Below are 23,904 nucleotides of genomic sequence, written 5' to 3'. Positions count from 1 at the left end.
ACTCCTTACTTGCAATATAGCGTGATAAATTCGCGCAATAATTGTTTCCCGTCTTCTGTCATAATCGATTCAGGATGATATTGTACACCTTCAATTGGATACTCTTTATGACGAATACCCATAATTTCTCCTTCTTCCGTCCAAGCTGTAATCTCTAGACAGTCTGGGATGGATTCACGCTCTACTATTAATGAATGATAACGTGTTGCCGTAAATGGATTCGCATTCTTTCGATGCAAACCAATACCTGCATGATGTACAGGGGATGTTTTTCCGTGCATTAATCTTTCTGCTCTTATAACATTACCACCAAACACTTGCGCAATCGCCTGATGCCCTAAACAAACTCCTAAAATAGGAATCTTCCCTGCAAAATAGTCAATAATGCGTAAACTTTCACCCGCTTCATTTGGCGTACATGGGCCCGGCGAAATGACAATCATTTTGGGCGCAAGCGCTTCAATTTCATCTAACGTCACCTCGTCATTACGCTTCACCAATAATTCTTCTCCTAGCTCACCTAAATATTGCACCAGGTTATACGTAAATGAATCATAATTATCAATCATTAAAATCATGATGATACTCCTTCCGCCATTGCTTTTGCTTGCCACATTGCTTTTGCTTTATTTAATGACTCGATAAATTCATTCGCAGGAATCGAATCAATTACAATCCCAGCACCAGCCTGGATATATGCCATATCGCCTTGAATGAACGCTGTACGAATGACAATATTTAATTCCATATCACCTGTATAGCCAATCCACCCAATCGATCCTGTATATAAACCACGTCTTACTGGCTCTAGCTCTTCAATAATTTCCATCGTCCGAATTTTAGGTGCCCCTGTAATCGTGCCGCCTGGGAACATAGCACGAATCACGTCTGTATTAGACTTGTTATCCGCTAACTCCCCGCGCACATTGGATACAATATGCATAACATGTGAGTAACGCTCAATGACCATAAATTCATTGACTTCTACTGTCCCATATGCAGATACTTTTCCAAGGTCATTGCGTTCTAAATCTACGAGCATGACGTGTTCTGCACGTTCTTTTTCATGGTGAATGAGTTCATTTGCTAATGCCATATCCTCCTCATCCGATTTGCCGCGCGGACGTGTTCCCGCAATTGGACGAGTAGAAAGCTCTTTCCCATCTCGCTTAATGAGTAATTCGGGTGAGCCACTCACAACCGCAAACTCTTCGTTTGCGATAAACGCCATATATGGTGATGGATTAAATGAGCGTACGGCTTCATACATCGTCATCGGTGTCGTTTGTAACTGCTTTGCTTGACGAACCGACAAGTTCACTTGGAACACATCACCTTGCCCAATATAATGTTGAATTTTTCGTACGGCGCCTTCAAACGCTTCTCCTGAAAATGATACGGTTAATTCGCTTTCATCTGGTTTTATTTCAACAGCCTTTTCTTGGTCAAACAGGCGCTTGTCTAGCCCTGTGTCCGCTTGAGATTGCCAGTCACTCGCCCACTGTTGTAAATCCACATTGCTTGTCGATAATTTCATCAATGTAACGGTATTTTCTTTTACATCATGAACGGCCCAAGCATCAAATAAATAAAAGAACAGATCCGGCACTTGCAAATCATCTTCTGCTACTGTAGGTAATACTTCAATTGTGCGTACATAATCGTATGAAATAAAGCCGATTGCCCCACCTTGAAAGAAAGGTAAGTGCTTATCACGCTGTAAGCCAAATTCATTAATGAGTAGCTCTAACTGTGCTAATGCTTCTCCTTGACGTAATTCTGTCTCACCACTACACCACTGTATATGCAAGCCGTCTTCCACAGATTTTGTTGTTGCGAATGGATGCATCGCTGCAATGGAATGGTGACCGCCACGACCACTTTCTAAAAATATATAGGCTGTTTCGTTTGCTGTTTGTTCTTTGAAGCTATAAAAAAACGCGTCCTTCGTCATTGAAAATGATAACGATTCAACGTTCAATCCCATCTAAAAAACCTCCAATTGTTCTACAAGTAATTACTATTAAACTGAAAAAATGAAAATAAAGCTAACAGGAAATATTGGAAAGGTATCTCCATTAGCTACCACGAGTATACGTGACGTTTTTTATTATGCAGATATCCTGCTAAAAACGCCATGCTTATATGCAAAAAAGGAACCATCTGAAGACATTTTGAGTGGGCATGTTGATGCGAACACCGCGCGAACAATATTCCTTACTCGTAATGAGCAAAATTCCATCCTAAAAATACCATTTAAATAGTAAAAGGTATTTATCATAGCCTCCGCGCTTTGCCACAGCCTACAAGTCTTGGCTCCTGTGGCTATGGCGCGCTACGGCAAAAGTCAATGCTTCTCTATGTGCTAGAAAAATATTTTTCTTCTTTAATTCTTTCTATTTACACATATAGTTGCCTAGTAGCCCCTGTAATCTCTGAGGATATTTATTGTTTTGAGCAAACCATTTTTTATTGAACAATAGTTGCTTGTAGCGGAGGCACGAGACTCCTACGGGAAAAGCGAGGCAATCAAGACCCCGCAGGAGTGAAGCATGAGCGACGAGGAGGCTTGATCTCGCCCGTGGAAAGCGATTGCCGGAGCGGAAAGCAACGTTTACTTAAATGGTAATATATGTTTCAGAATTTGCTCATTATGAATTCCTTAGTACCTATTAATCAAGAAAAATGGGGATGCCCGGAAAGTTTTCACTTTCTGGACACCCCCTACTAAGAGAGCTCGTTCTAAACGAGTAAATCCTCTATTCCTATTTCAATAAAAGTACATTGTATGTCAATATTTCTTACTTTAGTAGCAATTAGTCTTCAAATTGATATAAAGGTGTAGATAGGTAACGTTCACCATTTGATGGTACAACTGCTAGTACATTAGCGCCTTTTCCTAAACGTTTCGCCGTTTCGATTGCCGCATGAATCGCTGCGCCTGAAGAAATACCCGCTAAAATCCCCTCTTCACGAGCTACTTTACGCGCCGTTTCAAACGCTACTTCGTTTTCTACTGGGAATACGGAAGAATAAATTTCTCTGTTTAATACGTCTGGTACGAAACCTGCACCGATCCCTTGGATTTTATGTGGGCCAGGGTTACCACCAGATAATACCGGTGAATCTTTTGGCTCTACAGCAATAATTTCGATTTCTGGGAACTGCGCTTTTAACACTTCCCCAGCACCTGTAATTGTACCACCCGTACCGATACCTGCTACAAATGCATCTAATTTTAAACCTTCTGCAGCAAATGCTTCCACGATTTCTGGGCCTGTTGTTAAACGGTGAATTTCAGCATTTGCTTCGTTTTTAAATTGCTGTGGTAAGAAGTAGCCTTCAGAAGCAGCTAATTCTTCTGCTTTGGCAATAGCACCTTTCATCCCTTCGGGACCAGGTGTTAATACTAATTGTGCACCATATGCACGTAATAAATTACGACGCTCTAAAGACATTGTTTCTGGCATTACAAGAATGGCTTTATAACCTTTTGCAGCAGCAATCATTGCAAGACCAATACCTGTATTTCCTGAAGTCGGTTCAATAATTGTGCCACCTGGCTTTAATGTGCCGTCTTTTTCAGCTGCTTCGATCATCGCTAATGCAAGACGGTCTTTTACTGAGGAACCTGGGTTGAAGTATTCTAATTTTACGTATACTGTCCCTTCATTTTCACTTGTTGCATTGTTTAATTTAACAATCGGTGTACGTCCTACTAATTCCGCTACAGAATTGGCTAATTTACTCATATTCACATCTTCCCTTCTCTTAATCCCTACCAAGTAAATAGGTTTTTATTAATTGTATCTTAACAATTTACCAAACCATTGTCAATGTAATAGGCTGTACTTTTAAAATAAATTTTCAGAACAATTAAAAATATATACAAAGCAGCACAGTACTAGAAAAGGGGCGCTTTTTATATTTCAGACTTACGTTATTCCCATATTATTCTTGTATTCTTTTAAATTAATATAAAGTAATATAATTCATGCATTAAAAAGACATAAGGAGAGGGGTCAAATCATTGAAGGCAGTTCGTATTTTATTAGTTTTACTTGTTACTTTTAGTCTTCCTTCTATAACACCTGCTTTTGCAGCAGAAAAAACCATTGATCAATATTACATAGATGATGTAGATTACGGGCATGGAGCATATGAACAATTAGAACGCTTTTTGTATGCAGATATCATAGATGGATATGAAGAAACAGGGGTTTATGAAGAGGATGGGGAAGAATATGAATATACATCCATTCTTTTAAAACCAGAAAATACTATTACCCGTGCACAATTCACAAAAATTTTAGTTAATGCTATGCATTTAACGAGTGGGGACATCAAAAAAACGTTCCCGGATGTAAATTCTTCAGATTGGTATTATGACTATGTTCAAATCGCTAGTAGTAGAGGGATTATTACTGGAAAAGTAGATGGAACGTTTAAACCAAATGATAAGATTACACGTGCTCAAATGGCTGTTATGATTTATCGTGCATTCAATGCGACGGTGGATTTTTCAACAACAGAAAAAACTTTCAAAGATGTTACTCAAAAAAACTTTGCTTATGAAGCCATTCTCAAAATAGCAAGTGTCGGAATTGTAAACGGTTATGGAGCCGAGTTCAAACCGAGTAATTTCGCGAAACGTTCTCATGCCGTATTAATGATTGACCGTGCATTACATCTAGAATCTGGTAATGCAGAAGACGAACTTTCAGTGATTCAAACTGTTAATCGTAACGTCACAGAAGAGTTATCACTACAATCTGAACAACAAAACCGTGAAGCGTTAGAAGCTCTTTATCGCGAAACAACAGTCGGTTATTATCTAGCCTATTCACTTGATAACCTGAGTACACTAGATGACCCTGACTATTCATCTGGTTCCATTACCATGAAACAAGTAGGTGAGCATTCAAGCAGCATTGTTTCCTTAAATAAGCGTTTTGCAGCAGTGAAAGTAGACAATCTAAAAGTTCACGTTTCCATGAATGAACCGGACATGTCTTTTGAAATGACAATGGACTTGTCAGGCACTGCCTATTTAAAGAAAACAGCAGACGGAACTTGGAAAATTTATAATATTGTCTATGATGAAGAGAACTTTGAAGACATGTTAACTGAAGCTATCGCTAATAATTAGCCTAAAAAACTAAATGGGATATAAGGGCCTTCCTATTATCCTTCCTTTTAAAGAAATAAGGCACTTTCCGTTCATTTGAACAGAAAGTGCCTTATTTTTATTAAAAAACACAAGCTTTTGCGTGCACTCGTACTAGATTTCACTATTTCTTTTCTTCGCCGTAAAACCAAGTCACATCAAAATCTGCCCAGAAAGCTTCTGGCGTAATCGTAGCAGATAATTGCTCCATCGCCATTTCACGTGCAATTTGCTCCTTTACTTCTTCATAAGCAAAAGATTGCCCTTCTATCGTTTCTAGCAATTGAACTAATGCATAGCGGCCATCGCTTAGCTTTATCGGCTTACTTGTCTCATCCTTTTTTAACTTGGCAACCGTCTGTCCAATCGCAGCATCAACCGTATCTTGTTCCTCTGTAATAAAGCCGATATCGCCGCCTAGACTGGCTGATGCTGCATCTAACGAACGTTCTCGAGCTAATACCGAAAAGTCTGAACCACTAGCTAATTCTTTTTCAACGCTTTGGGCATCTGCCTTCGACGCTACGACAATCATGCTTGTACGATATGAAGTCGGGATATTGTATAAAGACTTATTTTCTTCATAGTATGTAGATGTTTGTTCCTCTTCAATAATAATGTCTTTTGCCAATACCTTTTCTAAAATTAACTGCGCACGTACTTTTTGTCGTAGTTGTTCTTCTGTTAAGTTTTCTGTATCATTCGTATCTTGTGCTGAACGCATGAGCGCTATTTCTAAATCAATTTCATCTTCTGTAACTTTAATGTCATATTTCTTAGCTGCTTTTTCCATGACAGCTTCATTGACTAAATCTTTCAATGTCTCTTTTCCATATCGGCTTTCTATTTCAGCAAGCCATTGTTGGCGTGTAATTTTCTCACCATCAATCGTAGCGGCGATTTCCTCGCCGCCTTGATTGTCGCTTCCTGATGGCCAAATCCATAGCATAAACCAAAATATATTCCCTAGTAATAAAATACCCATTACTGTTAAAGCAGGCTTCGTTTTTAATCGACGTTGCGTTAGTGGTACATTGGTTGGTGTAGGTGGTACGGATTTATTATTGTTATGCATTGATTTCATCAATTAACCCTTGCAATTCCGCTTCAGAAAAATCATATGTTTGTAGACAGAAGTGACATTGTGTTTCAATTTCACCTTGCTCCTCAATCATGTCTTGAATTTCCTTCACACCTAAACCAAGAATTGCTGCACTAAATCGCTCTTTCGAACACTGACATTGGAATCGTACCGGCATTGTGCTTAAAATTTGGACATTTCCTTCTTCACCTAGAACCGCTTCTAAAATTTGCTCTGGTGTCATCCCTTTTTCAATCATTTTTGAAACAGGCTCAATTGTACTTAAATGCTTTTCGATTGATTCAATTGTCTCTTCTTCACAACCAGGCATAATCTGTAGAATAAAGCCACCCGCCGCAAGAATGCTGTTATCTGGATTTACTAACACACCAAGCCCTACGGATGAAGGCACTTGTTCACTCGTTGCGAAATAGTATGTGAAATCTTCTGCAATTTCACCTGAAACAATCGGCGTTTGACCAGAGAACATATCGCGCAGTCCGAGGTCTTTTACAACCGTCATAAAACCTTCTGTTCCTACCCCAGCACGTACATCCAGTTTGCCGTATTCATTTAAATCAAAGTGTACTTGGCCATTTGTTACATAGCCGCGCACATCGCCTTTCGCGTCCGCATCAATAATCATAGGACCAATTGGACCGTTTCCTTCAATTTTGACCGTTAGCTTGTCCTCACCTTTTAGCATCGCGCCCATCATCACGGCAGCCGTCATTGAACGACCTAATGCTGCTGAAACGACTGGCCATGTATTATGACGACGTTGCGCTTCTCCTACTGTTTCTGTTGTACGTGTAGCAAATGCACGTACTTGACCGTTATAGCCAATAGCTCTTACTAAATAATCTCCCATGATGTCATTCCTCATTTCTTATTGATTCCTTTTATAAATGATATATAAACCTTTTAACGTTAAAAATGGTTCGACTATATCAATCATCTTTGTTTCATTTGCAATTAAGCTGGCCAATCCACCAGTTGCAATCACAAGCGGATCTGTCTTACTTTGTGCTTTCATACGACTTACAATGCCCTCGACTTGCCCAACAAAGCCATAATAAATACCTGCTTGCATTGCCGATACAGTATTTTTCCCGACAATATGTGGCGTCTTAGCAATTTCAATGCGCGGTAATTTCGCCGCCTTCGTATACAGCGCTTCCGTTGAGATGGCAATGCCCGGGGCAATGGCTCCTCCCATATATTCACCTTTTTCATTAATATAACAGTACGTATTGGCCGTACCAAAATCAACGATAATCAGTGATTGTTCACCATATTCATGCAAAGCGGCTATAGCATTGACAATGCGATCAGCCCCTACTTCACGCGGATTTTCATATTTAATATTAAGCCCTGTCTTCACACCAGGTCCAACAATAATCGGCTTTACCCGAAAATATTTATGACACATTTCTTCAAGCGCAAACATTATTGGCGGTACAACTGAGGATATGATAATTCCTGTAATCTGGTCAAATGAGATGCCTGCATGTACAAAGAACGCTTTTACTTGCATAGCGTATTCATCTTCCGTTTTATGACGATTTGTCTCCATACGCCAATGGAATGCAAGGCGGTCGTTGTTATATACACCCAGCACAATACTAGAATTCCCTGCATCAAGTACTAAAATCATTTGTCACTCACACCTATCAAGTCCATTTAGAGAAATCATAACACATAACATTCTCTAGATAATAGTACAGTACACGTACTCATTTTCTACCGTTGGACTTATGCATTCGATTCATAACAAAAATTAATGACCTTTTTTTACTATATTTAGAAAGCATTATATTATAGCCATTTAATTCACGTCTTTACTGTTATGCATTTTTTTCTACACTGTTGCTAATATGCATCACTTTATATTTTATCAATATTATAAATTCAACAATATAACCAAATGACAACTAAAAAACATTTAAAAGTATATTTGATACGCAAAAGAGAATATGTTACGTTTTATTTGCAGTATACACTCGAATTTCCACTACTCTATAAAGCTAATACTTTAAAAAGCAACGTAGATTGTGTTGCAAATTCGCAACACAATCTAGCGAGAAAGGAGACTTTCCATGGAACAGACTATTCAGCTACAACCTATAGGGGTTTTCCCTAGCGAGACGACTACGTTACTTCATCTATTAAACACAATGACTGCGCAAGCTTATCGTTACGGTATGATCATTGGACGCTTTGGCAAATTAGAAGGCTTCTTTACCGCAACGGACTTATTACAGTATTGCATGAAGATTGGATTCGACTATATAGAAGATATCGATCAACTGAGAGCATTTGCTCGTATGGTCAATAAACAATTTACTATGGTTACACATATTCCGTCTATAGAATATGAATGGCCCGCAGATACACATTTGCTCATTGTGAAACAGGATCACCAATATATCGGCTACCTTGATAAAGCTACTTTTTATGAAGCTGTTGCAAAAGCACAACAGTTTCAATTAAAACATTATAAAACTGTTTTTCAAGCTGTACCGAGTGGCATTATGGCAGTCGATATTCAAGGCAATATTACGATGATGAACCGGGCAGGTGAGAAAATCTCCGGTGTCCCACTCGAAAAATCAATTGGCCGTTTTATTACAGATGTCGTTCCACCAAAAGGATTACTTCAAGTACTTCAAACAGGGCAAGGACAAGTAGAAAAATATAAAGTGCGTAAACGCTGGTATGTTTCTCACCGTGAACCCATTTTTGATGGCAAACAACTTGTAGGTGCTGTCGGTGTATTTGAGGACATTTCAAAAATAGAGTCCCTCACCTCCGAGTTAGAAACGTACCGCCAATTAGTCCGTGAAAATGAAATGCTAATGGACACGAGTGAACATGGCATTGCTATTATGGATTCAAATGGAGATATTCTGCGCCAAAATACTTTATTTCATCAATTCTATATATCTATTATGTATGAAGAATCTCAACGTGTTAAGTTTTCTCAAGCATTGCAAGACATTATCCAAAATAAAAAAACACAAAGTACCATTCGCATGACAAATCGTCATCAACAAGTATTAGATGTTCATTTTTCTATTATCACCAATCAAGAACAGCGCACAATCGAACGGATCGTTGTACGCATTTCCAACATTACAACAACGTCTCAACATCTTAAAAAAATAAACGCACTCCAGCAGCAACTTCATCATGTATTTACACTAACAAACGACTCCATTGTTTCATATTCAACAGAACTGACAAACAAAATCAAACAAATTGCGAAAGTAAGCTCCTCCGTCTTAATTAAAGGAAATATCGGTACAGGTCGTTCCACATTAGCGAAACAAATTGTATTAAATAGTGAACGTAAAAAGGCGCCTTTTATTGAAATTGACTGTAGAACAAAAACAAAAAACGAATTGGAGCATTTATTATTCGCCACTTCTCTTGAAAGGTATTATTTATTTTCTCTCGCTACAAATGGCACGTTGTACTTTAAAAATATTGATTATTTACCCTATACGTTACAGGAAAGACTTGCTTCTCTTATAGAGCAGCATTCTTCTACTATAAATATTCGAATCATGGCTTCTATTAGTCTAGATGTTTCCTTTGATTCGTCACCTAACTTCAGCGAAAAACTTTATTATTTAATTAATGCCATTGCGTTTCATGTACCGTCCATTGCGGAGCAGCCAAAAGAAACAAAAGCAATTATTCAACATTTTATTCATCTTCTAAGTGAAAAACATCATCGTTCGATTACGTTAACCGCCGATGCGATTCAATTTCTACTGCGGCAACAATGGACAGAAAACTTAACAGAAATTTTCTCACTGTTAGAACGACTCGTTTTATCATCTCACCGTACGTTATTTCATGCTTTTCATATTCAACAACTATTTGCTCTTCAAGAAAATATAAGTAAAAAGCCCATTATTGTGAATGATATTTTACCCCTTAAAACGGCGGTGAAAGAACTCGAAAAAGAGCTGCTTCTTTTACTAAATGAAAAAAATATTTCCTATCGTCAAATGGCGAAAATTCTAGATGTTAATCCCTCTACAATCGTCAGAAAAGTCAAAAATATAAAGGAGTGATGTATATGGTTAACTCAATCTCTATTATCGGTGCAGGTATTATGGGCAGAGGTATTGCTTATACCGCTGCCATTAGCGGGTACACGGTAACACTACAAGATATTTCAGTTGCCAGCTTACAAAATGCCCAGCAAGAAATCGAAAAAATCGCCGCGCAAAGCAGAGAGAAAGGCTTTATCTCCACACAGCAGCAACAAGCTGTGGCGCAAATTCACTATACCCCTTCTATCGAGCAAGCAGCTACTAATGCGGAGCTCGTAATAGAGGCTGTCGTAGAGCGTATTGAAATTAAAACAGCGATTTTTAAACAGCTCGATGTACTTTGTTCACCCGAGACCATTTTAGCCACAAATACATCGTCACTTAGCCCAACGGAAATTGGTTGTCAAACAACTCGCCCCACTAAAGTACTGGCCATGCATTTCTTTAACCCGGTACACAAAATGAAGCTCATTGAAATCATTCGTGGGCTCGATACATCAGATGAAACCGTAGACATCATTAAACAAGTTGCCGCACAAATGCAAAAAGAATCAGTTGAAGTGAATGAATTTCCGGGCTTTGTCACTTCCCGGATGAATGCGCTCATCGGAAATGAAGCAGTAAACATGCTGATGGAAGGTGTAGCCTCAGCGGAAGACATCGATAAAGCAATTAAACTTGGACTCAACCATCCAATGGGCCCTCTTGAAATGGGTGATCTAGTAGGACTAGATACAAGATTACGGACACTAGAATATTTACACAAAACACTTGGCGAAAAATATCGACCTAGTCCGCTATTAGTGAAATATGTGAAAGCTGGCCGTCTAGGCAAAAAAACGGGGAAAGGCTTTTATAACTATAAGGAGTGTGAACAACATGCTAACACTTGATTACATTCATCTTTCAACTGTTGAACAGATTGGCTACATCACGCTGAACCGACCTGAAGTATTGAATGCACTAGATGAAAAAATGGTAAATGAATTGCAAGAAGCCTTTACGTACTTAGAAAAACAACCGAACATCCGACTCATTATTGTGCAAGGAGCTGGGGGAAAGGCTTTCGCTGCTGGCGCTGATATTAAAGCACTAGAAAAACGGACACCTTTAGATGGCCTAACCTTAGGCATGCAGCATGTATACACCCAAATTGAGCAGAGCGCTAAAGTGACCATTGCCGTTATTAATGGCTTCGCACTTGGCGGTGGTTGTGAATTGGCACTCGCTTGTGATATTCGCATCGCAACGGAGAAGGCCAAGTTTGGATTACCTGAACTCAACCTAGGCGTTTTACCTGGAGCGGGCGGGACACAACGACTGACGCGCATCATCGGTAAAGGACATGCACTCGATCTCATCCTCACTGGCCGAATTGTTTCCGGTGAAGAAGCACAGCAAATGGGTCTTGCCACATACTACTGTACAGAAACAACACTCGAGCAAAAGATACATGAAATTACTGAAGCTATTTTGAAAAAGAGCCCTATCGCTGTACAGCTTGCTAAACAAGCCGTACATCACGGCTTTGATGTAGATATGCAAACCGCACAATGGATTGAAAAACTATCCATCTCCCTACTCTTCGGGACAGAAGATAAAGCAGAGGGAACACGCGCATTTATCGAAAAACGACCAGCAAACTTCACAAATCAATAAAGGAGGGACACGTGATGAATTTTGCATTTAGTGAGGATACATTAGCATTAAAGGAATTAGTACAAAAATTTATTCGAGATGAAGTAGAGCCATTTGCGAATCAAATTGAAGAACAAAATGCCATTCCCCCACACCTTGTAGAAATGGCAAAAGAGATGGGCCTATTTAGTTTAAGTATTCCTGAAGAATATGGTGGTCTTGGACTTGATATGGTCAGTAAATGTGCCGTATTAGAGGAATTAGCGAAAACACATAACGGTTTTACGACATTAATTTCTTGTCATATTGGTATTGGCTCTGTCGGTATCGTAGAATTCGGCTCCCCTACTCAAAAAGAAAAATATTTACCGCGCATGGCAACCGGGGAATGGATTGGTGCATTTGCCTTAACAGAACCATCTGCTGGTTCAAATGCAGTCAATTTAAAAACAACAGCTGTGCGAAAAGGCGATAAATATATTTTAAATGGCTCTAAGCATTACATTACAAATGCACACGATGCCCATGTCTTTACGGTCACGGCCGTTACAGATTCAACAAAAGGAGCAAAAGGCATTAGCTCTTTTATCGTAGAAAAGGGAACACCCGGTTTTGAGATTGGGGCACCAGAAAAGAAACTCGGATTACGCGGTTCAAATTCAGCCGAACTATTTTTTGAAAATGTTGAAATCCCTACTGAAAACTTACTCGGATTAGAAGGCACTGGCTATGTGAATGCGTTAAAAATTTTAGCCAATGGACGTGCAGGTATGGCCGCTCGCTGCTTAGGCTCTTCCCAAAAACTATTAGAACATTCGATGCAACATGCAACAGAGCGTGAGCAATTTAGTCAACCGATTTTCAACTTCCAAGCGATTCAACATATGTTGGCCGATATGGCGATGCAAATAGAAGCATTACGCGCGTTAACTTATCGTGTCGCTTGGATGGTCGATCAAGGGACGCGTGTTGTAAAAGAAGCAGCCATAGCAAAATTATACGGTTCTGAAGTATATAACCGTGTGGCTGATACAGCTCTACAAATTCATGGCGGACTTGGTTATATGAAAGACTATCCAGTTGAACGCTACTTCCGCGATGCGCGTATTACACGCATTTATGAAGGGACTTCAGAAATCCAACGTAATATTATTGCTTCAGAATTGGGACGTGAATATCACAACAAAAAGGGCGTGAATGTATGAGAGATGTGTATATTGTCGATGCAGTCCGCACACCGATTGGCAAAATTGGGGGTGCTTTTAAAGATATAGCAGCTGACAAATTGGCGGCACATGTCATACAGGGTCTTCTCGATCGACAGCCATCCCCTATCCAAGTCGATGAAGTCATTTTAGGACAGGCTAGGCAAAGTGGGGATGCAGCAAATATTGCGCGGGTAGCATCGTTACGTGCCAAGATACCGATTGAAGTCACTGCTTATACCGTTCATCGCCAATGTGGCTCTGGTTTACAAGCGGTCAATAATGCGGTACAGCAAATCGCACTTGGTCTACAGGATGTCATGATTGCAGGAGGAGCAGAAAGCTTAAGTACAGCTCCGTTTTACTTAAGTCAGGCACGTTATGGACTAGGTGTTGGCAATGTGATGTTGTATGACGCCAATACTGAAAGCCAAGTCAATTCACAGCCAACTGATTTATACGGACACATTACCATGGGGATAACAGCGGAAAACTTAGCAGAAAAATATCATATTTCCCGCGAAGCACAAGATGTCTTTTCTTTACGTAGCCAAGAGCTTGCACTTGCAGCCATTGAAAACAAACGATTTCACGATGAAATCATTCCTTATGAAATCAAAACTAAACAATCGACGTCAACCATCACTACCGATGAGCATCCACGGCATACTTCCCTTGAACAATTAGCAAAACTAAAGCCTGTATTCAAAGAAAATGGAACGATTACAGCAGGCAGCTCAAGCGGTCGAAATGATGGGGCCTCTGCCCTTTTACTTATGAGCGAAGACAAAGTAAAAGCATATGGCTTAACACCAAAAGCCAAAATTATTGCGCAAGCAGTTGCGGGGGTAGCGCCAGAAATTATGGGGATTGGACCTGTTCCAGCAACAGAAAAAGCACTTGCACAAGCAAACTTAACACTTGATGATATCGATTTAATCGAGCTTAATGAAGCATTTGCTGCTCAAGCGCTCGCTGTTATTCAGGAAGGTAATTTTAATATAGAGAAAGTGAATGTGAACGGGGGCGCTATTGCACTGGGGCATCCAATCGGCGCAACAGGAGCCATTATTTTAACAAAGCTTGTCCATGAATTGCAGCGACGTAATGGCCGATATGGTCTTGCTACGCTTTGTATCGGTGGTGGTCAAGGTATTACAACAATTATCGAAAACTGCACATTTAACTATTAGAGAGGGGTTTTTGCCTATGCTAAATTTCGAATTCACAGAAGAACAAGAGCAATTCCGTAAAATTTTGCGCGATTTCGCAAAGGAAGAATTATTACCAAACTACACAAAATGGGATCGTGAAGGTATTACACCCCGCCACCTCTGGAAAAAGCTCGGTGATTTAGGGGTTACCGGGCTTCGGATTCCCGAACAATATGGTGGGGTCGGCGCAGATTGTCTCACAACAGGCATTGCAGCAGAAGAAATTGGTCGGGGTGATTTTAACTTAACGTACTCTGTTATGTTAAATGCTTTAATCGGCGAAATTCTTACCCAACATGCAAGCGAAGAAATGAAAAATGAATGGCTACCGCAAATCGCAAGTGGCGAAAAAATTGTTGGCATTGCCATTACAGAGCCTGCTGCGGGAACAGATGCTGGTGGCATTACGTCGACGGCTCGCCGTGAAGGCAATGAATATGTATTAAACGGTGAAAAATCAGGCATTAGTGTCGCTACATGCGGAGATGCTTTCATCGTCTTTGCTAAAACGAATCCTTCACTCGGTAATAAAGGTATTAGTGCATTTCTTGTACCTTCTACTGTCAATGGATTTGAAGCAAAGGGCTATGAAGATATGGGCAATATCCCGATTGGACGCGGCTCGATTTATATGCACGAATTACGCATTCCAGCAACAAATTTGATTGGGGAAGAAAATCAAGGCTTCTCACAAGTAATGAACGGCTTCGACTTAAGTCGCTTACTTATCGGTTTACAATGTGTTGGCGCCGCGATGCAGAGTATTGATGAAACGATTGAACATGTAAAAATACGTCAATCATTCGGTCGCCCTTTAGCCACATATCAAGCTGTTTCGTTCCCTATTGTGACACATCATACACAACTGGAGCTCATCAAATGGCAAGCTTACCGCGGGTTATGGCTACGTGATCAAGGGCGAAAGCATTCAAAAGAAGCTTCGAGTGTGAAATGGCTTGGGCCAAAATATAGCGTAGAAGCTATTCATGAATGTCTTCTACTAAATGGGCACTATGCATACACAAAAGAAATGCCGTTAGAGCAACGATTACGTGATGTAATTGGCTTAGAAATCGGGGACGGTACAGCACAAGCAAACCAAATGGTTATTGCAAAAGAGATTATCGGAAAAGAATTCCGTACACATCAAACTCAAACAGTTTAGGAGGAATGAACATGGACATTGTAAATTCACTAATTGGTACTCACCAACCATTAGAACTAACTGATATTTTATACAAAAAAGAAGATGGGATTGCGACAATTACGATCAATCGTCCAGAAGTGTATAACGCATTTCGCGGAGAAACAGTACAACAACTCATTTGGGCATTTCGTGACGCTTGGGATGATAATCGCATTGGGGTTGTCATTTTAACAGGCACAGGTGAAAAAGCATTTTGTGTAGGTGGAGATCAAAAGTCAAAAGGCTCAGAAGGTGGTTATAACCACAACGGCGGATTAGGTGGCGGCATTGGCTTAGAAATTGAAGCACTACACCAAGTCATTCGCAATATACCAAAACCCGTTATCGCCGCAGTAAACGGTTATGCGATTGGTGGTGGGCATGTTTTACACGTGATTTGCGATTTAACCATTGCAGCGGACACTGCAAAATTTGGACAAAGCGGACCGAAAGTAGGTAGCTATGATGCAGGGTTTGGCTCTGCTTACTTAGCGCGCATTGTTGGCGAGAAAAAAGCACGTGAAATTTGGTATTTATGCGAGCAATATACAGCACAAGAATGTAAAGCAATGGGCTTAGTTAATAAAATCGTCCCAGCAGCACAATTAATGGAGGCTGCTTATGAATGGGCACAAAAACTACTTGAAAAGAGCCCAACTGCTTTAAAAATGCTGAAATATTCATTCAATGCAGATAGCGCTAATATTCAAGGCATTTCACAGCTTGCTATGGGGAGTTTAGCCATGTTCTATAATACCGAGGAATCAAATGAAGGGAAAGAAGCCTTTTTAGAAAAGCGTCCAGTCGATTTCAATAAATTCCGTGTATAGAATAGGAGGCGTTTTGAATGAAGCAACTGCAAACGATGTTAACGGAGGACTATGTGGAAAAGTACCAATCTATTTGGCCACAAAAAACGATAATCAATTATTTACATGATGCCGTAGCAAAACATCCAGACAAAGTCGCTATTATCGATCGTAAAAGTCGCTATACCTATCAAGAACTCGCAAAAATGGTTGATCGTGTAGCACTTGGTCTACAACAATTAGGCGTAGAAAAAGGCGATGTAGTGTCATTGCAGCTACCTAACTGGAACGAGTTCATCATTTTACATTACGCCATTACACGGATTGGGGCCATTACGAACCCTTTAATCCCGATTTATCGTGAACGCGAGATTGGTTATATGATTGGGGCAGTAGAATCAAAAGTTATTATTATTCCAGATACATTCCGCGACTTTAATTATGTCAAGATGTATGAAAATTTACGCCATCAATGGCCATTTGTACAGCATATACTTGTGATTGGTAACAGTTTTTCAACAAATATGCAATCTATCGACTTCTTATTTAATACACCTTGGGAGGAACAATTGGATGTTACAATTCTAGACACAATTGAGCATCATCCAGATGATGTAACAGAAATTATTTTTACTTCAGGTACAACTGGTAACCCAAAAGGTGTGATGCATACGCATAATACCCTTTGTGTCTCTACAAACTTTTGGATTGAACGTTTACGTTTAACGAGTGACGATGTGCTCTTTATGGCTTCTACATTCGCACATCAAACAGGCTTCGGTTATGGTGTACGCCTACCAACGCATTATGCTGGGACAGCCGTTTATCAAGATATTTGGAACCCTCAAGAATTTTTACAACTCATTGAAAAAGAAAAAATTACGTTTACAGCAGGCGCAACTCCATTTTTACAAGACACCATGCAATCGCCTTATATGAAAGATTACGACCTTTCTACATTCCGTGCTTTCCTTGCATTAGGTGCGCCTATTCCACGAGTACTTGTCAAACAAGCAAAGGAAATGGTAAACTTTCGTATTTTATCTGGTTGGGGTCAAACCGAAAATGGTCTTGTGACACTTACTAAACTCGACGATTCAGAAGATAAGCTAATGAATACAGACGGAGTGGCCCTCCCTAGCATGGAGGTAAAAGTCGTTGATAAAGATTTCAATGAAGTACCACCAAATGTAGAAGGCAATCTATTATGCAAAGGTCCTGCCCTATTCGTTGGCTACTTAAACCAATTAGACGTTACCCAAGAAGAATTTAAAGATGGCTGGTTCATTACGGGAGACCGCGCAATTATGGACGAAGATGGCTATATTCGTATCTCTGGTCGTAATAAAGACATTATCATTCGTGGTGGCGAAAACATCCCTGTTGCCTATATTGAAAATATTTTATATGAACATCCAGATGTATTTGCAGCGCAACTTGTAGCGATGCCAGACCCTCGTCTTCAAGAAAAAGCATGTGCCTTCATATGCATGAAACCTAACACAACACCGTTAACAATGGAAACGATGCAAGCCTTTTTACAACAAAAAGGGGTTGCCAAACAATATTGGCCTGAACATCTACAATTACTAAAAGACTTCCCTCGTACAGCGAGTGGGAAAATTCAAAAGTTCAAATTACGTGAAATGGTCGCTCAACAGGCACCACTCTCATAAGGAGGAGTTAGGACATGACAAATCAAGTAGCATTCATAACAGGGGCTGGCAGTGGCATTGGACGCCAAATTGCACTCACGCTAGCAGCCAAAAATTTTAACGTAATTGTAACGGATATTAACGAGAATAACGCGGAGCAGACAGTATCCCTCATTAAAGAACAGCAAGGACAGGCTGTTGCTCTTTACTGTGATGTAACAAAATTAGAAAGTGTAGAAGAAGCTGTAAGTAAATCGGTCGAACAGTTTGGTAAAATCGATGTGCTAGTCAACAATGCAGGTTGGGATAAAATTGAACCCTTTTTAAAAAGTGAACCAGCTACATGGGAGACAATCATCAATATCAACTTAATGGGGCAAATTCACACATGTAAAACGATTTTACCGCTTATGATTGAAAATGGCTTTGGCAAAGTGGTGAATGTGGCATCTGACTCAGGACGTGTTGGCTCAAGCGGTGAAGCCGTATATTCCGCTGCAAAAGGCGGGGTTATTGCATTAACAAAAACGCTGGCACGTGAAATGGCTCGTCATAAAATTAATGTAAACTGTATCGCACCTGGTCCAGCTGATACACCACTATTTAAGGAAATCAGTGAGTATAATGCAGGAATTACGGAAGCATTAATCAAGGCGATTCCATTCCGCCGCTTAGCGCAGCCAGAAGATATCGCCAATGCTGTAGCGTTTTTAGCATCCACTGAAGCAGATTATATTACAGGACAAACACTATCAGTCAATGGTGGCTTAGCCATGGTATAGAAATGACAGGGGTCACGCTTTGTGACTCCTGTTTTCTTAAGGAGGTATGAGCAATGGAACAAGTTATTTTAGTCACAGGTGCATCTGATCGTGTTGGACGTGCTATCGCTTTACAAGTAGCCGCTCAAGGCGCTACCGTTGCGGTTCACTATCACCATTCAAAAGAAAAAGCGCAAGAAACAGTAACACAGATCATCACATCAGGTGGTAAAGCGGTAAGTTTCCAAGCAAACATTAGCCGTTTAGAGGATGTTCAACGGCTACAACAAGAAATTACAGCCTCTCTTGGACCTGTGACAGCTGTCATAAATAATGCTGCATTTACACAAATGAAATCATTTTTTGACTATAAACCGTATGAATGGCAGCACGAGCTAGATGTATGTTTAAACGGTGTTATCCATTTAGCCTATGTATTTCTACCACAGATGATGGAAATGAATAAGGGTAAGTTTATAACATTAATCGGTGATTCTGCTCGTACGGGAGACCGCAAACTCATTATTTCTGCTGCAGCCAGAAGTGGTGTGCTTAGCTTGATGAAGTCTCTAGCACAAGAAGTCGGTCGCTATCAAATCCAATGCAACACAATTTCAATCGGTTTATTAGATCAAAATGATTTACATTTTTCTCCTGACGTTCAAAAGCAAGTTTTAAAGCACTATCCATTACAACGCTTAGGGACAGCAGAAGATGTAACGGGGGCAGTTACCTTTTTACTAAGTGACGCATCCAATTGGATCACAGGACAAGTATTATCTGTGAACGGTGGACATTCTATGTTTAGCTAATATTTAGAAAGACATGTCTCCACTAAAATAGATAGAGATGATGTCACTTCTGATACGAATATCCATCAGGTAAGTAATTAATTTCTTTTCTGAAAAATAAAAAAGAGAACAAAGCAATTAGTTGCTTTGTTCTCTTTATTTTATTACTTATCCACGGTCTTCATCGATGCCTTTTGGACGTTCTGAAGACGGTTCTTCTTTTGGCAAGTCCGCTACTGTTGGATCTGATTTTTTACCAAGAATATCATTATTGATTGTTGGTGTACCAGCTACTTCAACTGTAGGCTCAGCCTCTGCCTTTTCTTGTTCTTGTTCTTTGCGTTCTTTCGCCTCATCCATTGCTTGAATTGAGCTTTCTGGCAATGTACCGTTGTCACGTAAATGTTCGATTTCTTCAGCATTTAATGTTTCTTTCACCATTAATGTGTTGGCGATTAAATCTAATAACTCACGTTTCTCCGTCAGAATTTGACGTGTACGCTCATATTGCGTATCGATAATTTTTTGCATTTCTTTATCGATTTCATACGCAATTTTATCTGAGTAGTTTTGATCCGAGTTGAAATCGCGCCCTAAGAACACATTACCGCCCGAACCAGAACCAAACTGGATCGCACCAAGGCTTTCACTCATACCATACTCTGTAACCATTGCACGCGCAATATTCGTTACTTTTTGGAAGTCATTATGCGCACCTGTTGATACTTCTCCAAGCACAATTTCTTCTGCTACACGGCCACCAAGAAGTCCTGCAATGCGGTCTAATAACTCTTGTTTCGTCGTGAAGAAGCGTTCTTCCTTTGGTAACATAATTGCATAACCACCTGCTTGACCACGTGGTACGATGGTTACTTTATGCACAGTGTCCGCCTCATCTAGAGTCAAGCCAACCACTACGTGACCTGCTTCATGGAAGGACACTAATTTTTTCTCTTTGTTAGAGTAGACACGGCTTGCTTTCGCTGGACCTGCAATGACGCGGTCAGAAGCTTCATCAATATCTACCATGTCAATTGTTTTCTTATTCTTACGAGCGGCAACAAGTGCTGCTTCGTTTAATAAGTTTTCTAAATCGGCACCTGAGAAGCCAGGTGTACGTTGTGCTACAGCACCTAAATCAACTGTGTCTGATAAAGGCTTGTTACGTGCATGTACTTTAAGAATCGCTTCACGTCCCTTTACATCAGGATGACCTACTGTAATTTGACGGTCAAAACGACCAGGACGTAATAATGCTTTGTCTAGAATATCAGGGCGGTTTGTCGCTGCAATGATAATGATTCCTTCATTTGCACCGAAACCATCCATCTCAACGAGTAATTGGTTTAATGTTTGCTCACGCTCATCGTGACCCCCACCAAGACCTGCTCCACGTTGACGACCTACTGCATCAATTTCGTCAATGAAGATAATACACGGTGCATTTTTCTTCGCGTTTTCGAATAAGTCACGAACACGTGATGCACCAACACCGACGAACATTTCTACGAAGTCAGAACCTGAAATCGAGAAGAATGGTACGCCTGCTTCCCCAGCTACTGCACGAGCAAGTAATGTTTTACCCGTACCTGGAGGACCTACTAGTAAAATACCTTTTGGAATACGAGCACCAATTTCAGTAAATTTACGGTGGTCTTTTAAGAACTCTACTACTTCCACAAGCTCTGCTTTTTCTTCATCAGCGCCTGCTACATCTGTAAAGCGTACTTTTTTCTTTTGGTCATCGTAAAGCTTTGCTTTCGATTTACCAAAGTTCATCACTTTATTGCCTCCACCTTGCGATTGACTCAACAAGAAGAAGAATAAAATAATGATAATAATGAATGGGATAATGCCTGTAAAGAAGCTCACCCATCCACTTGTTTCAGGCGCTTGCTCCCAATGCACATCTGGATATGCCTTTTGTAAATCTGTTAGGCGATCCATTAATGCTTGGTTATTTTGAGGAAGGTTAACTGTAAACGTTTCCCCCTCTTCAGCCCCTTTCATAACACCTTCTACAACGTATACACCACTATCTGGTTGTATTACTACCTCTTTGATCGTGCTAGCATCCAAAGCTTTTAAAAACTCATGATACGTCAGCTCTTCAGTTGGCTTATTGCCCCCATTAAATGTGCCAAAAATTCCGATGATCACGAGAAAAATTAACAAATAAAATATGGTGTATCGAAATATTCGATTCATCCCCAGCCTCCTCACAACATTACAGAAAAACTATAAGTAAAATCTTAACATACGATGTTTTCTACATACAACGAAAAGCACTGCTTAAAATATGTTTCACATGATTTTTGTCGAAATCGTTACACAATTGTTAGTTAAAAAGAATAAACTTCTCGTTTTAAAATACCGATGTAAGGCAAATTACGATACTTTTCTGCATAATCTAATCCATAACCTACTACAAATCCATCTGGTACTTCAAAGCCAACTAGATCAGCCTTTAAATTTACTTTACGACCAGATGGCTTATCTAAAAGCGTTACAATACGAATTGATTTCGCTTTACGATATTTAAATAAATCGACAAGGTAGCTTAGTGTTAAACCGCTATCGATAATATCTTCAATAATGATGACATCACGACCTTCTACACTTGTATTTAAATCCTTTAAAATCTTTACTTCACCAGAAGATACAGTTGCGTTTCCATAGCTTGAGACATCCATAAAATCAACTTCAATATAAGAGTCGAAACGTTTCATTAAGTCTGTCATAAACGGCATTGCACCTTTTAACACACCAATAGCGAGGGGGAATTCGTCTTTATAAATTTCTGTTAATTCCGCACCTAGCTCCTGAATACGTGCCTGAATCTGTTCCTCTGTAATTACAATTTTTTCAATATCATTTTGAATCATTATTGATTCCTCCTCAAGATTGTTCAAACACCCTAGTCCGTCTTTGCTTCACAAATGAATACATAGTCATCCCCTGCACGCCTTGTTCTAGAAAATTTATTACTTACCCGCAAGCCGATTACCGCCAGTATCTCCCCCTTATGATCAACAAGCAGTGGCCACTCATCTCGCTTCGTAAGCGGTACTTTTTCATCTATGAAGAGTCTCGATAGGCGTTTTGGCGCATCCATACCTGCTAGCTGTATACGATCTCCCTCTTCACGGGTTCTTGTACGTATCGGAAGAAATAGTGTTTCTGCGCTCACGTAATAGATTTCTGCGTCTTTACTTAACAGTGAAGTTAAGTGAGCAAATTCTCCTATGTAAAACCGAATCCCTGCTCTTTCATTCCATTCATTTAATACAAGCTCACCGGAAATAACTGGAACAACTTCTTGCTCTTTCAAGAAAAGTATTTTCCCATATTGCCTGCTCACTATACATCCTCTCGGTAAGTTCATCATAGCGCTTCCATTTTGCGTTTGAAATAGCTTTAAAATGAGTGTGCATAACGTATGACTTTGAAACGTGTCTGTATCGTTATCAAGATAGTTTAATAGTATTAAAATGAGCCTTCTTTGTAAAGCAAGTGGTTCATTTAAAAACGCATTAATTTCAACTTCATAACAACGATCACTTTTTCTTGTAACTAAACGATTAAATGTTTGATGAGCAAGCTGTTGTAAATACGTATCATCTTGTATTAACTGCAATGAAAATTGTGTTGCGTGTTGGGCAACGAATTCATTTTCAGCCTTTAAAAGTGGCACAACATGGTGACGGAACCGATTTCTTGTATAATCATCTTTCGCGTTACTTGCATCCTCACGAAAATCTACACCACTCTTTTGTAAATATCCCCTTATTTCGTCTTTTGTAACCGTTAAAAATGGACGAATTATCATTCCTTCTATAAATGGACGCTTGGCATGGATTCCTTGCATACTTGTAATGGTTCCAGCCTTTGCAAGTGCCATCAATACCGATTCTAATTGGTCATCTGCATGATGAGCGGTCACTAGCGTATCAATGGCCTGCTCTTTCATGACGGCAGCCAAAAATGCATAGCGTTCCTTCCGGCAGACTGCTTGTGAATTTCCACCTTGCTCTTCCAAAATAGTTGGAATAGGGATAGCCGTACTAAAACACGGGATTTGTCTGTCTTGACAAAATTGCTCGACAAATAGTCGGTCACCCGCCGATTGCTCGCCACGCAACAGATGATCAACATGAGCGACATATATTTCAACCTCTAACTTTTTTTGATATTTATCAAAAAAAGCTAGGAGCGCCATTGAATCGACGCCCCCTGAACAAGCGATGAGGAGGCGATTCCCCTTGTTGATAAGCTGCTCACTCTCAATAAACTGCAAAATATTTTGCTCAAATGCCCTCATCTTCTCACC

20 protein-coding genes are annotated in these 23,904 nt (G+C 39.9%); 11 read left to right on the top strand and 9 right to left on the bottom strand.

The window, feature by feature from the left end:
* Nucleotides 1-5: 5 nt before the first annotated feature.
* The 3 genes from pabA to cysK all read right to left on the bottom strand — a co-directional run bounded on the left by pabA (nt 6) and on the right by cysK (nt 3,752).
* Complete coding sequence (gene pabA / locus AC3II9_RS18760; RefSeq protein WP_489157902.1) at nt 6-578, bottom strand: aminodeoxychorismate/anthranilate synthase component II; 573 nt, start codon at nt 576-578, stop codon at nt 6-8.
* On the bottom strand, nt 575-1,987 hold the full coding sequence (locus tag AC3II9_RS18755; RefSeq protein WP_489157900.1) for an anthranilate synthase component I family protein: 1,413 nt from the start codon (nt 1,985-1,987) through the stop codon (nt 575-577). Before AC3II9_RS18755 ends, pabA begins: the two co-directional genes overlap by 4 nt.
* Before the next feature lie 829 nt (nt 1,988-2,816).
* Nucleotides 2,817-3,752 carry a cysteine synthase A gene (gene cysK / locus AC3II9_RS18750; protein WP_489157898.1) on the bottom strand — a complete coding sequence of 312 codons (936 nt, stop codon included), beginning with the start codon at nt 3,750-3,752 and terminating at the stop codon, nt 2,817-2,819.
* Between the two features lie 278 nt (nt 3,753-4,030).
* Here cysK and AC3II9_RS18745 point away from each other — a divergent pair, with 278 nt between their 5' ends.
* On the top strand, nt 4,031-5,149 hold the full coding sequence (locus AC3II9_RS18745) for an S-layer homology domain-containing protein (RefSeq protein WP_489157896.1): 1,119 nt from the start codon (nt 4,031-4,033) through the stop codon (nt 5,147-5,149).
* 142 nt (nt 5,150-5,291) lie between these two features.
* Here the strand turns inward: AC3II9_RS18745 and AC3II9_RS18740 are convergent, their stop codons facing one another.
* From AC3II9_RS18740 to AC3II9_RS18730, 3 genes are read right to left on the bottom strand one after another with little or no spacing between them, the layout of a single operon-like run.
* On the bottom strand, nt 5,292-6,251 hold the full coding sequence (locus tag AC3II9_RS18740; RefSeq protein ID WP_489157894.1) for a peptidyl-prolyl cis-trans isomerase: 960 nt from the start codon (nt 6,249-6,251) through the stop codon (nt 5,292-5,294).
* Complete coding sequence (gene hslO / locus AC3II9_RS18735; RefSeq protein ID WP_489157892.1) at nt 6,235-7,119, bottom strand: Hsp33 family molecular chaperone HslO; 885 nt, start codon at nt 7,117-7,119, stop codon at nt 6,235-6,237. Before hslO ends, AC3II9_RS18740 begins: the two co-directional genes overlap by 17 nt.
* Before the next feature lie 18 nt (nt 7,120-7,137).
* A complete protein-coding gene (locus tag AC3II9_RS18730) occupies nt 7,138-7,905 on the bottom strand; it encodes a type III pantothenate kinase (RefSeq protein ID WP_489157890.1) in 768 nt (255 codons plus the stop codon).
* A gap of 442 nt (nt 7,906-8,347) precedes the next feature.
* On the opposite strand from AC3II9_RS18730, the gene AC3II9_RS18725 reads away from it, so the two are divergent.
* From AC3II9_RS18725 to AC3II9_RS18680, 10 genes are read left to right on the top strand one after another with little or no spacing between them, the layout of a single operon-like run.
* Entirely contained in the window at nt 8,348-10,333 is a 1,986-nt protein-coding gene (locus AC3II9_RS18725) for a sigma 54-interacting transcriptional regulator (RefSeq protein ID WP_489157888.1), read from the top strand.
* Between the two features lie 5 nt (nt 10,334-10,338).
* The gene (locus AC3II9_RS18720; protein ID WP_489157886.1) at nt 10,339-11,208 is read left to right on the top strand and encodes a 3-hydroxyacyl-CoA dehydrogenase; all 870 of its coding nucleotides are present in this window, start codon (nt 10,339-10,341) and stop codon (nt 11,206-11,208) included.
* On the top strand, nt 11,195-11,974 hold the full coding sequence (locus AC3II9_RS18715; RefSeq protein ID WP_489157884.1) for an enoyl-CoA hydratase/isomerase family protein: 780 nt from the start codon (nt 11,195-11,197) through the stop codon (nt 11,972-11,974). The genes AC3II9_RS18720 and AC3II9_RS18715 overlap by 14 nt, the downstream gene beginning before the upstream one ends.
* Nucleotides 11,975-11,988: 14 nt before the next feature.
* Nucleotides 11,989-13,158, top strand: coding sequence for an acyl-CoA dehydrogenase family protein (locus tag AC3II9_RS18710; protein ID WP_489157882.1), 1,170 nt, complete (start codon nt 11,989-11,991; stop codon nt 13,156-13,158).
* On the top strand, nt 13,155-14,351 hold the full coding sequence (locus tag AC3II9_RS18705; RefSeq protein WP_489157880.1) for a thiolase family protein: 1,197 nt from the start codon (nt 13,155-13,157) through the stop codon (nt 14,349-14,351). Before AC3II9_RS18710 ends, AC3II9_RS18705 begins: the two co-directional genes overlap by 4 nt.
* A 16-nt stretch (nt 14,352-14,367) precedes the next feature.
* On the top strand, nt 14,368-15,537 hold the full coding sequence (locus tag AC3II9_RS18700) for an acyl-CoA dehydrogenase family protein (protein WP_489157878.1): 1,170 nt from the start codon (nt 14,368-14,370) through the stop codon (nt 15,535-15,537).
* Nucleotides 15,538-15,548: 11 nt separating this feature from the next.
* Nucleotides 15,549-16,388 carry a 1,4-dihydroxy-2-naphthoyl-CoA synthase gene (gene menB, locus AC3II9_RS18695; RefSeq protein ID WP_489157876.1) on the top strand — a complete coding sequence of 280 codons (840 nt, stop codon included), beginning with the start codon at nt 15,549-15,551 and terminating at the stop codon, nt 16,386-16,388.
* 17 nt (nt 16,389-16,405) lie between these two features.
* Nucleotides 16,406-18,043, top strand: a complete 1,638-nt coding sequence (locus tag AC3II9_RS18690; RefSeq protein ID WP_489157874.1) for an AMP-binding protein — start codon at nt 16,406-16,408, stop codon at nt 18,041-18,043.
* A 14-nt stretch (nt 18,044-18,057) separates the two neighbouring features.
* Nucleotides 18,058-18,804: an SDR family NAD(P)-dependent oxidoreductase gene (locus AC3II9_RS18685; protein ID WP_489157872.1), complete on the top strand. Its 747-nt coding sequence runs from the start codon at nt 18,058-18,060 to the stop codon at nt 18,802-18,804.
* Between the two features lie 53 nt (nt 18,805-18,857).
* Entirely contained in the window at nt 18,858-19,595 is a 738-nt protein-coding gene (locus AC3II9_RS18680; protein WP_489157870.1) for an SDR family NAD(P)-dependent oxidoreductase, read from the top strand.
* 147 nt (nt 19,596-19,742) lie between these two features.
* Here AC3II9_RS18680 and ftsH read toward each other — a convergent pair whose 3' ends face one another.
* The 3 genes from ftsH to tilS all read right to left on the bottom strand — a co-directional run bounded on the left by ftsH (nt 19,743) and on the right by tilS (nt 23,895).
* Complete coding sequence (gene ftsH, locus AC3II9_RS18675; protein WP_489157868.1) at nt 19,743-21,782, bottom strand: ATP-dependent zinc metalloprotease FtsH; 2,040 nt, start codon at nt 21,780-21,782, stop codon at nt 19,743-19,745.
* Between the two features lie 134 nt (nt 21,783-21,916).
* Nucleotides 21,917-22,459, bottom strand: a complete 543-nt coding sequence (gene hpt, locus AC3II9_RS18670) for a hypoxanthine phosphoribosyltransferase (protein WP_391375757.1) — start codon at nt 22,457-22,459, stop codon at nt 21,917-21,919.
* A 32-nt stretch (nt 22,460-22,491) separates the two neighbouring features.
* Nucleotides 22,492-23,895, bottom strand: coding sequence for a tRNA lysidine(34) synthetase TilS (gene tilS, locus AC3II9_RS18665; protein WP_489157866.1), 1,404 nt, complete (start codon nt 23,893-23,895; stop codon nt 22,492-22,494).
* Nucleotides 23,896-23,904 lie beyond the last annotated feature (9 nt).

It is taken from the genome of Lysinibacillus sp. RU7 (assembly GCF_057837305.1).
The sequence above is the reverse complement of the archived record's forward strand: the minus strand, read 5'-3'. Positions and strand labels throughout refer to the sequence as shown.

Coding starts and splice junctions, on each gene's coding strand:
- pabA (WP_489157902.1), bottom strand. CDS start 578: ATGATTTTAATGATTGATAATTATGATTCATTTACGTATAACCTGGTG.
- AC3II9_RS18755 (WP_489157900.1), bottom strand. CDS start 1,987: ATGGGATTGAACGTTGAATCGTTATCATTTTCAATGACGAAGGACGCG.
- cysK (WP_489157898.1), bottom strand. CDS start 3,752: ATGAGTAAATTAGCCAATTCTGTAGCGGAATTAGTAGGACGTACACCG.
- AC3II9_RS18740 (WP_489157894.1), bottom strand. CDS start 6,251: ATGAAATCAATGCATAACAATAATAAATCCGTACCACCTACACCAACC.
- hslO (WP_489157892.1), bottom strand. CDS start 7,119: ATGGGAGATTATTTAGTAAGAGCTATTGGCTATAACGGTCAAGTACGT.
- AC3II9_RS18730 (WP_489157890.1), bottom strand. CDS start 7,905: ATGATTTTAGTACTTGATGCAGGGAATTCTAGTATTGTGCTGGGTGTA.
- AC3II9_RS18725 (WP_489157888.1), top strand. CDS start 8,348: ATGGAACAGACTATTCAGCTACAACCTATAGGGGTTTTCCCTAGCGAG.
- AC3II9_RS18720 (WP_489157886.1), top strand. CDS start 10,339: ATGGTTAACTCAATCTCTATTATCGGTGCAGGTATTATGGGCAGAGGT.
- AC3II9_RS18715 (WP_489157884.1), top strand. CDS start 11,195: ATGCTAACACTTGATTACATTCATCTTTCAACTGTTGAACAGATTGGC.
- AC3II9_RS18710 (WP_489157882.1), top strand. CDS start 11,989: ATGAATTTTGCATTTAGTGAGGATACATTAGCATTAAAGGAATTAGTA.
- AC3II9_RS18705 (WP_489157880.1), top strand. CDS start 13,155: ATGAGAGATGTGTATATTGTCGATGCAGTCCGCACACCGATTGGCAAA.
- AC3II9_RS18700 (WP_489157878.1), top strand. CDS start 14,368: ATGCTAAATTTCGAATTCACAGAAGAACAAGAGCAATTCCGTAAAATT.
- menB (WP_489157876.1), top strand. CDS start 15,549: ATGGACATTGTAAATTCACTAATTGGTACTCACCAACCATTAGAACTA.
- AC3II9_RS18690 (WP_489157874.1), top strand. CDS start 16,406: ATGAAGCAACTGCAAACGATGTTAACGGAGGACTATGTGGAAAAGTAC.
- AC3II9_RS18685 (WP_489157872.1), top strand. CDS start 18,058: ATGACAAATCAAGTAGCATTCATAACAGGGGCTGGCAGTGGCATTGGA.
- AC3II9_RS18680 (WP_489157870.1), top strand. CDS start 18,858: ATGGAACAAGTTATTTTAGTCACAGGTGCATCTGATCGTGTTGGACGT.
- ftsH (WP_489157868.1), bottom strand. CDS start 21,782: ATGAATCGAATATTTCGATACACCATATTTTATTTGTTAATTTTTCTC.
- hpt (WP_391375757.1), bottom strand. CDS start 22,459: ATGATTCAAAATGATATTGAAAAAATTGTAATTACAGAGGAACAGATT.
- tilS (WP_489157866.1), bottom strand. CDS start 23,895: ATGAGGGCATTTGAGCAAAATATTTTGCAGTTTATTGAGAGTGAGCAG.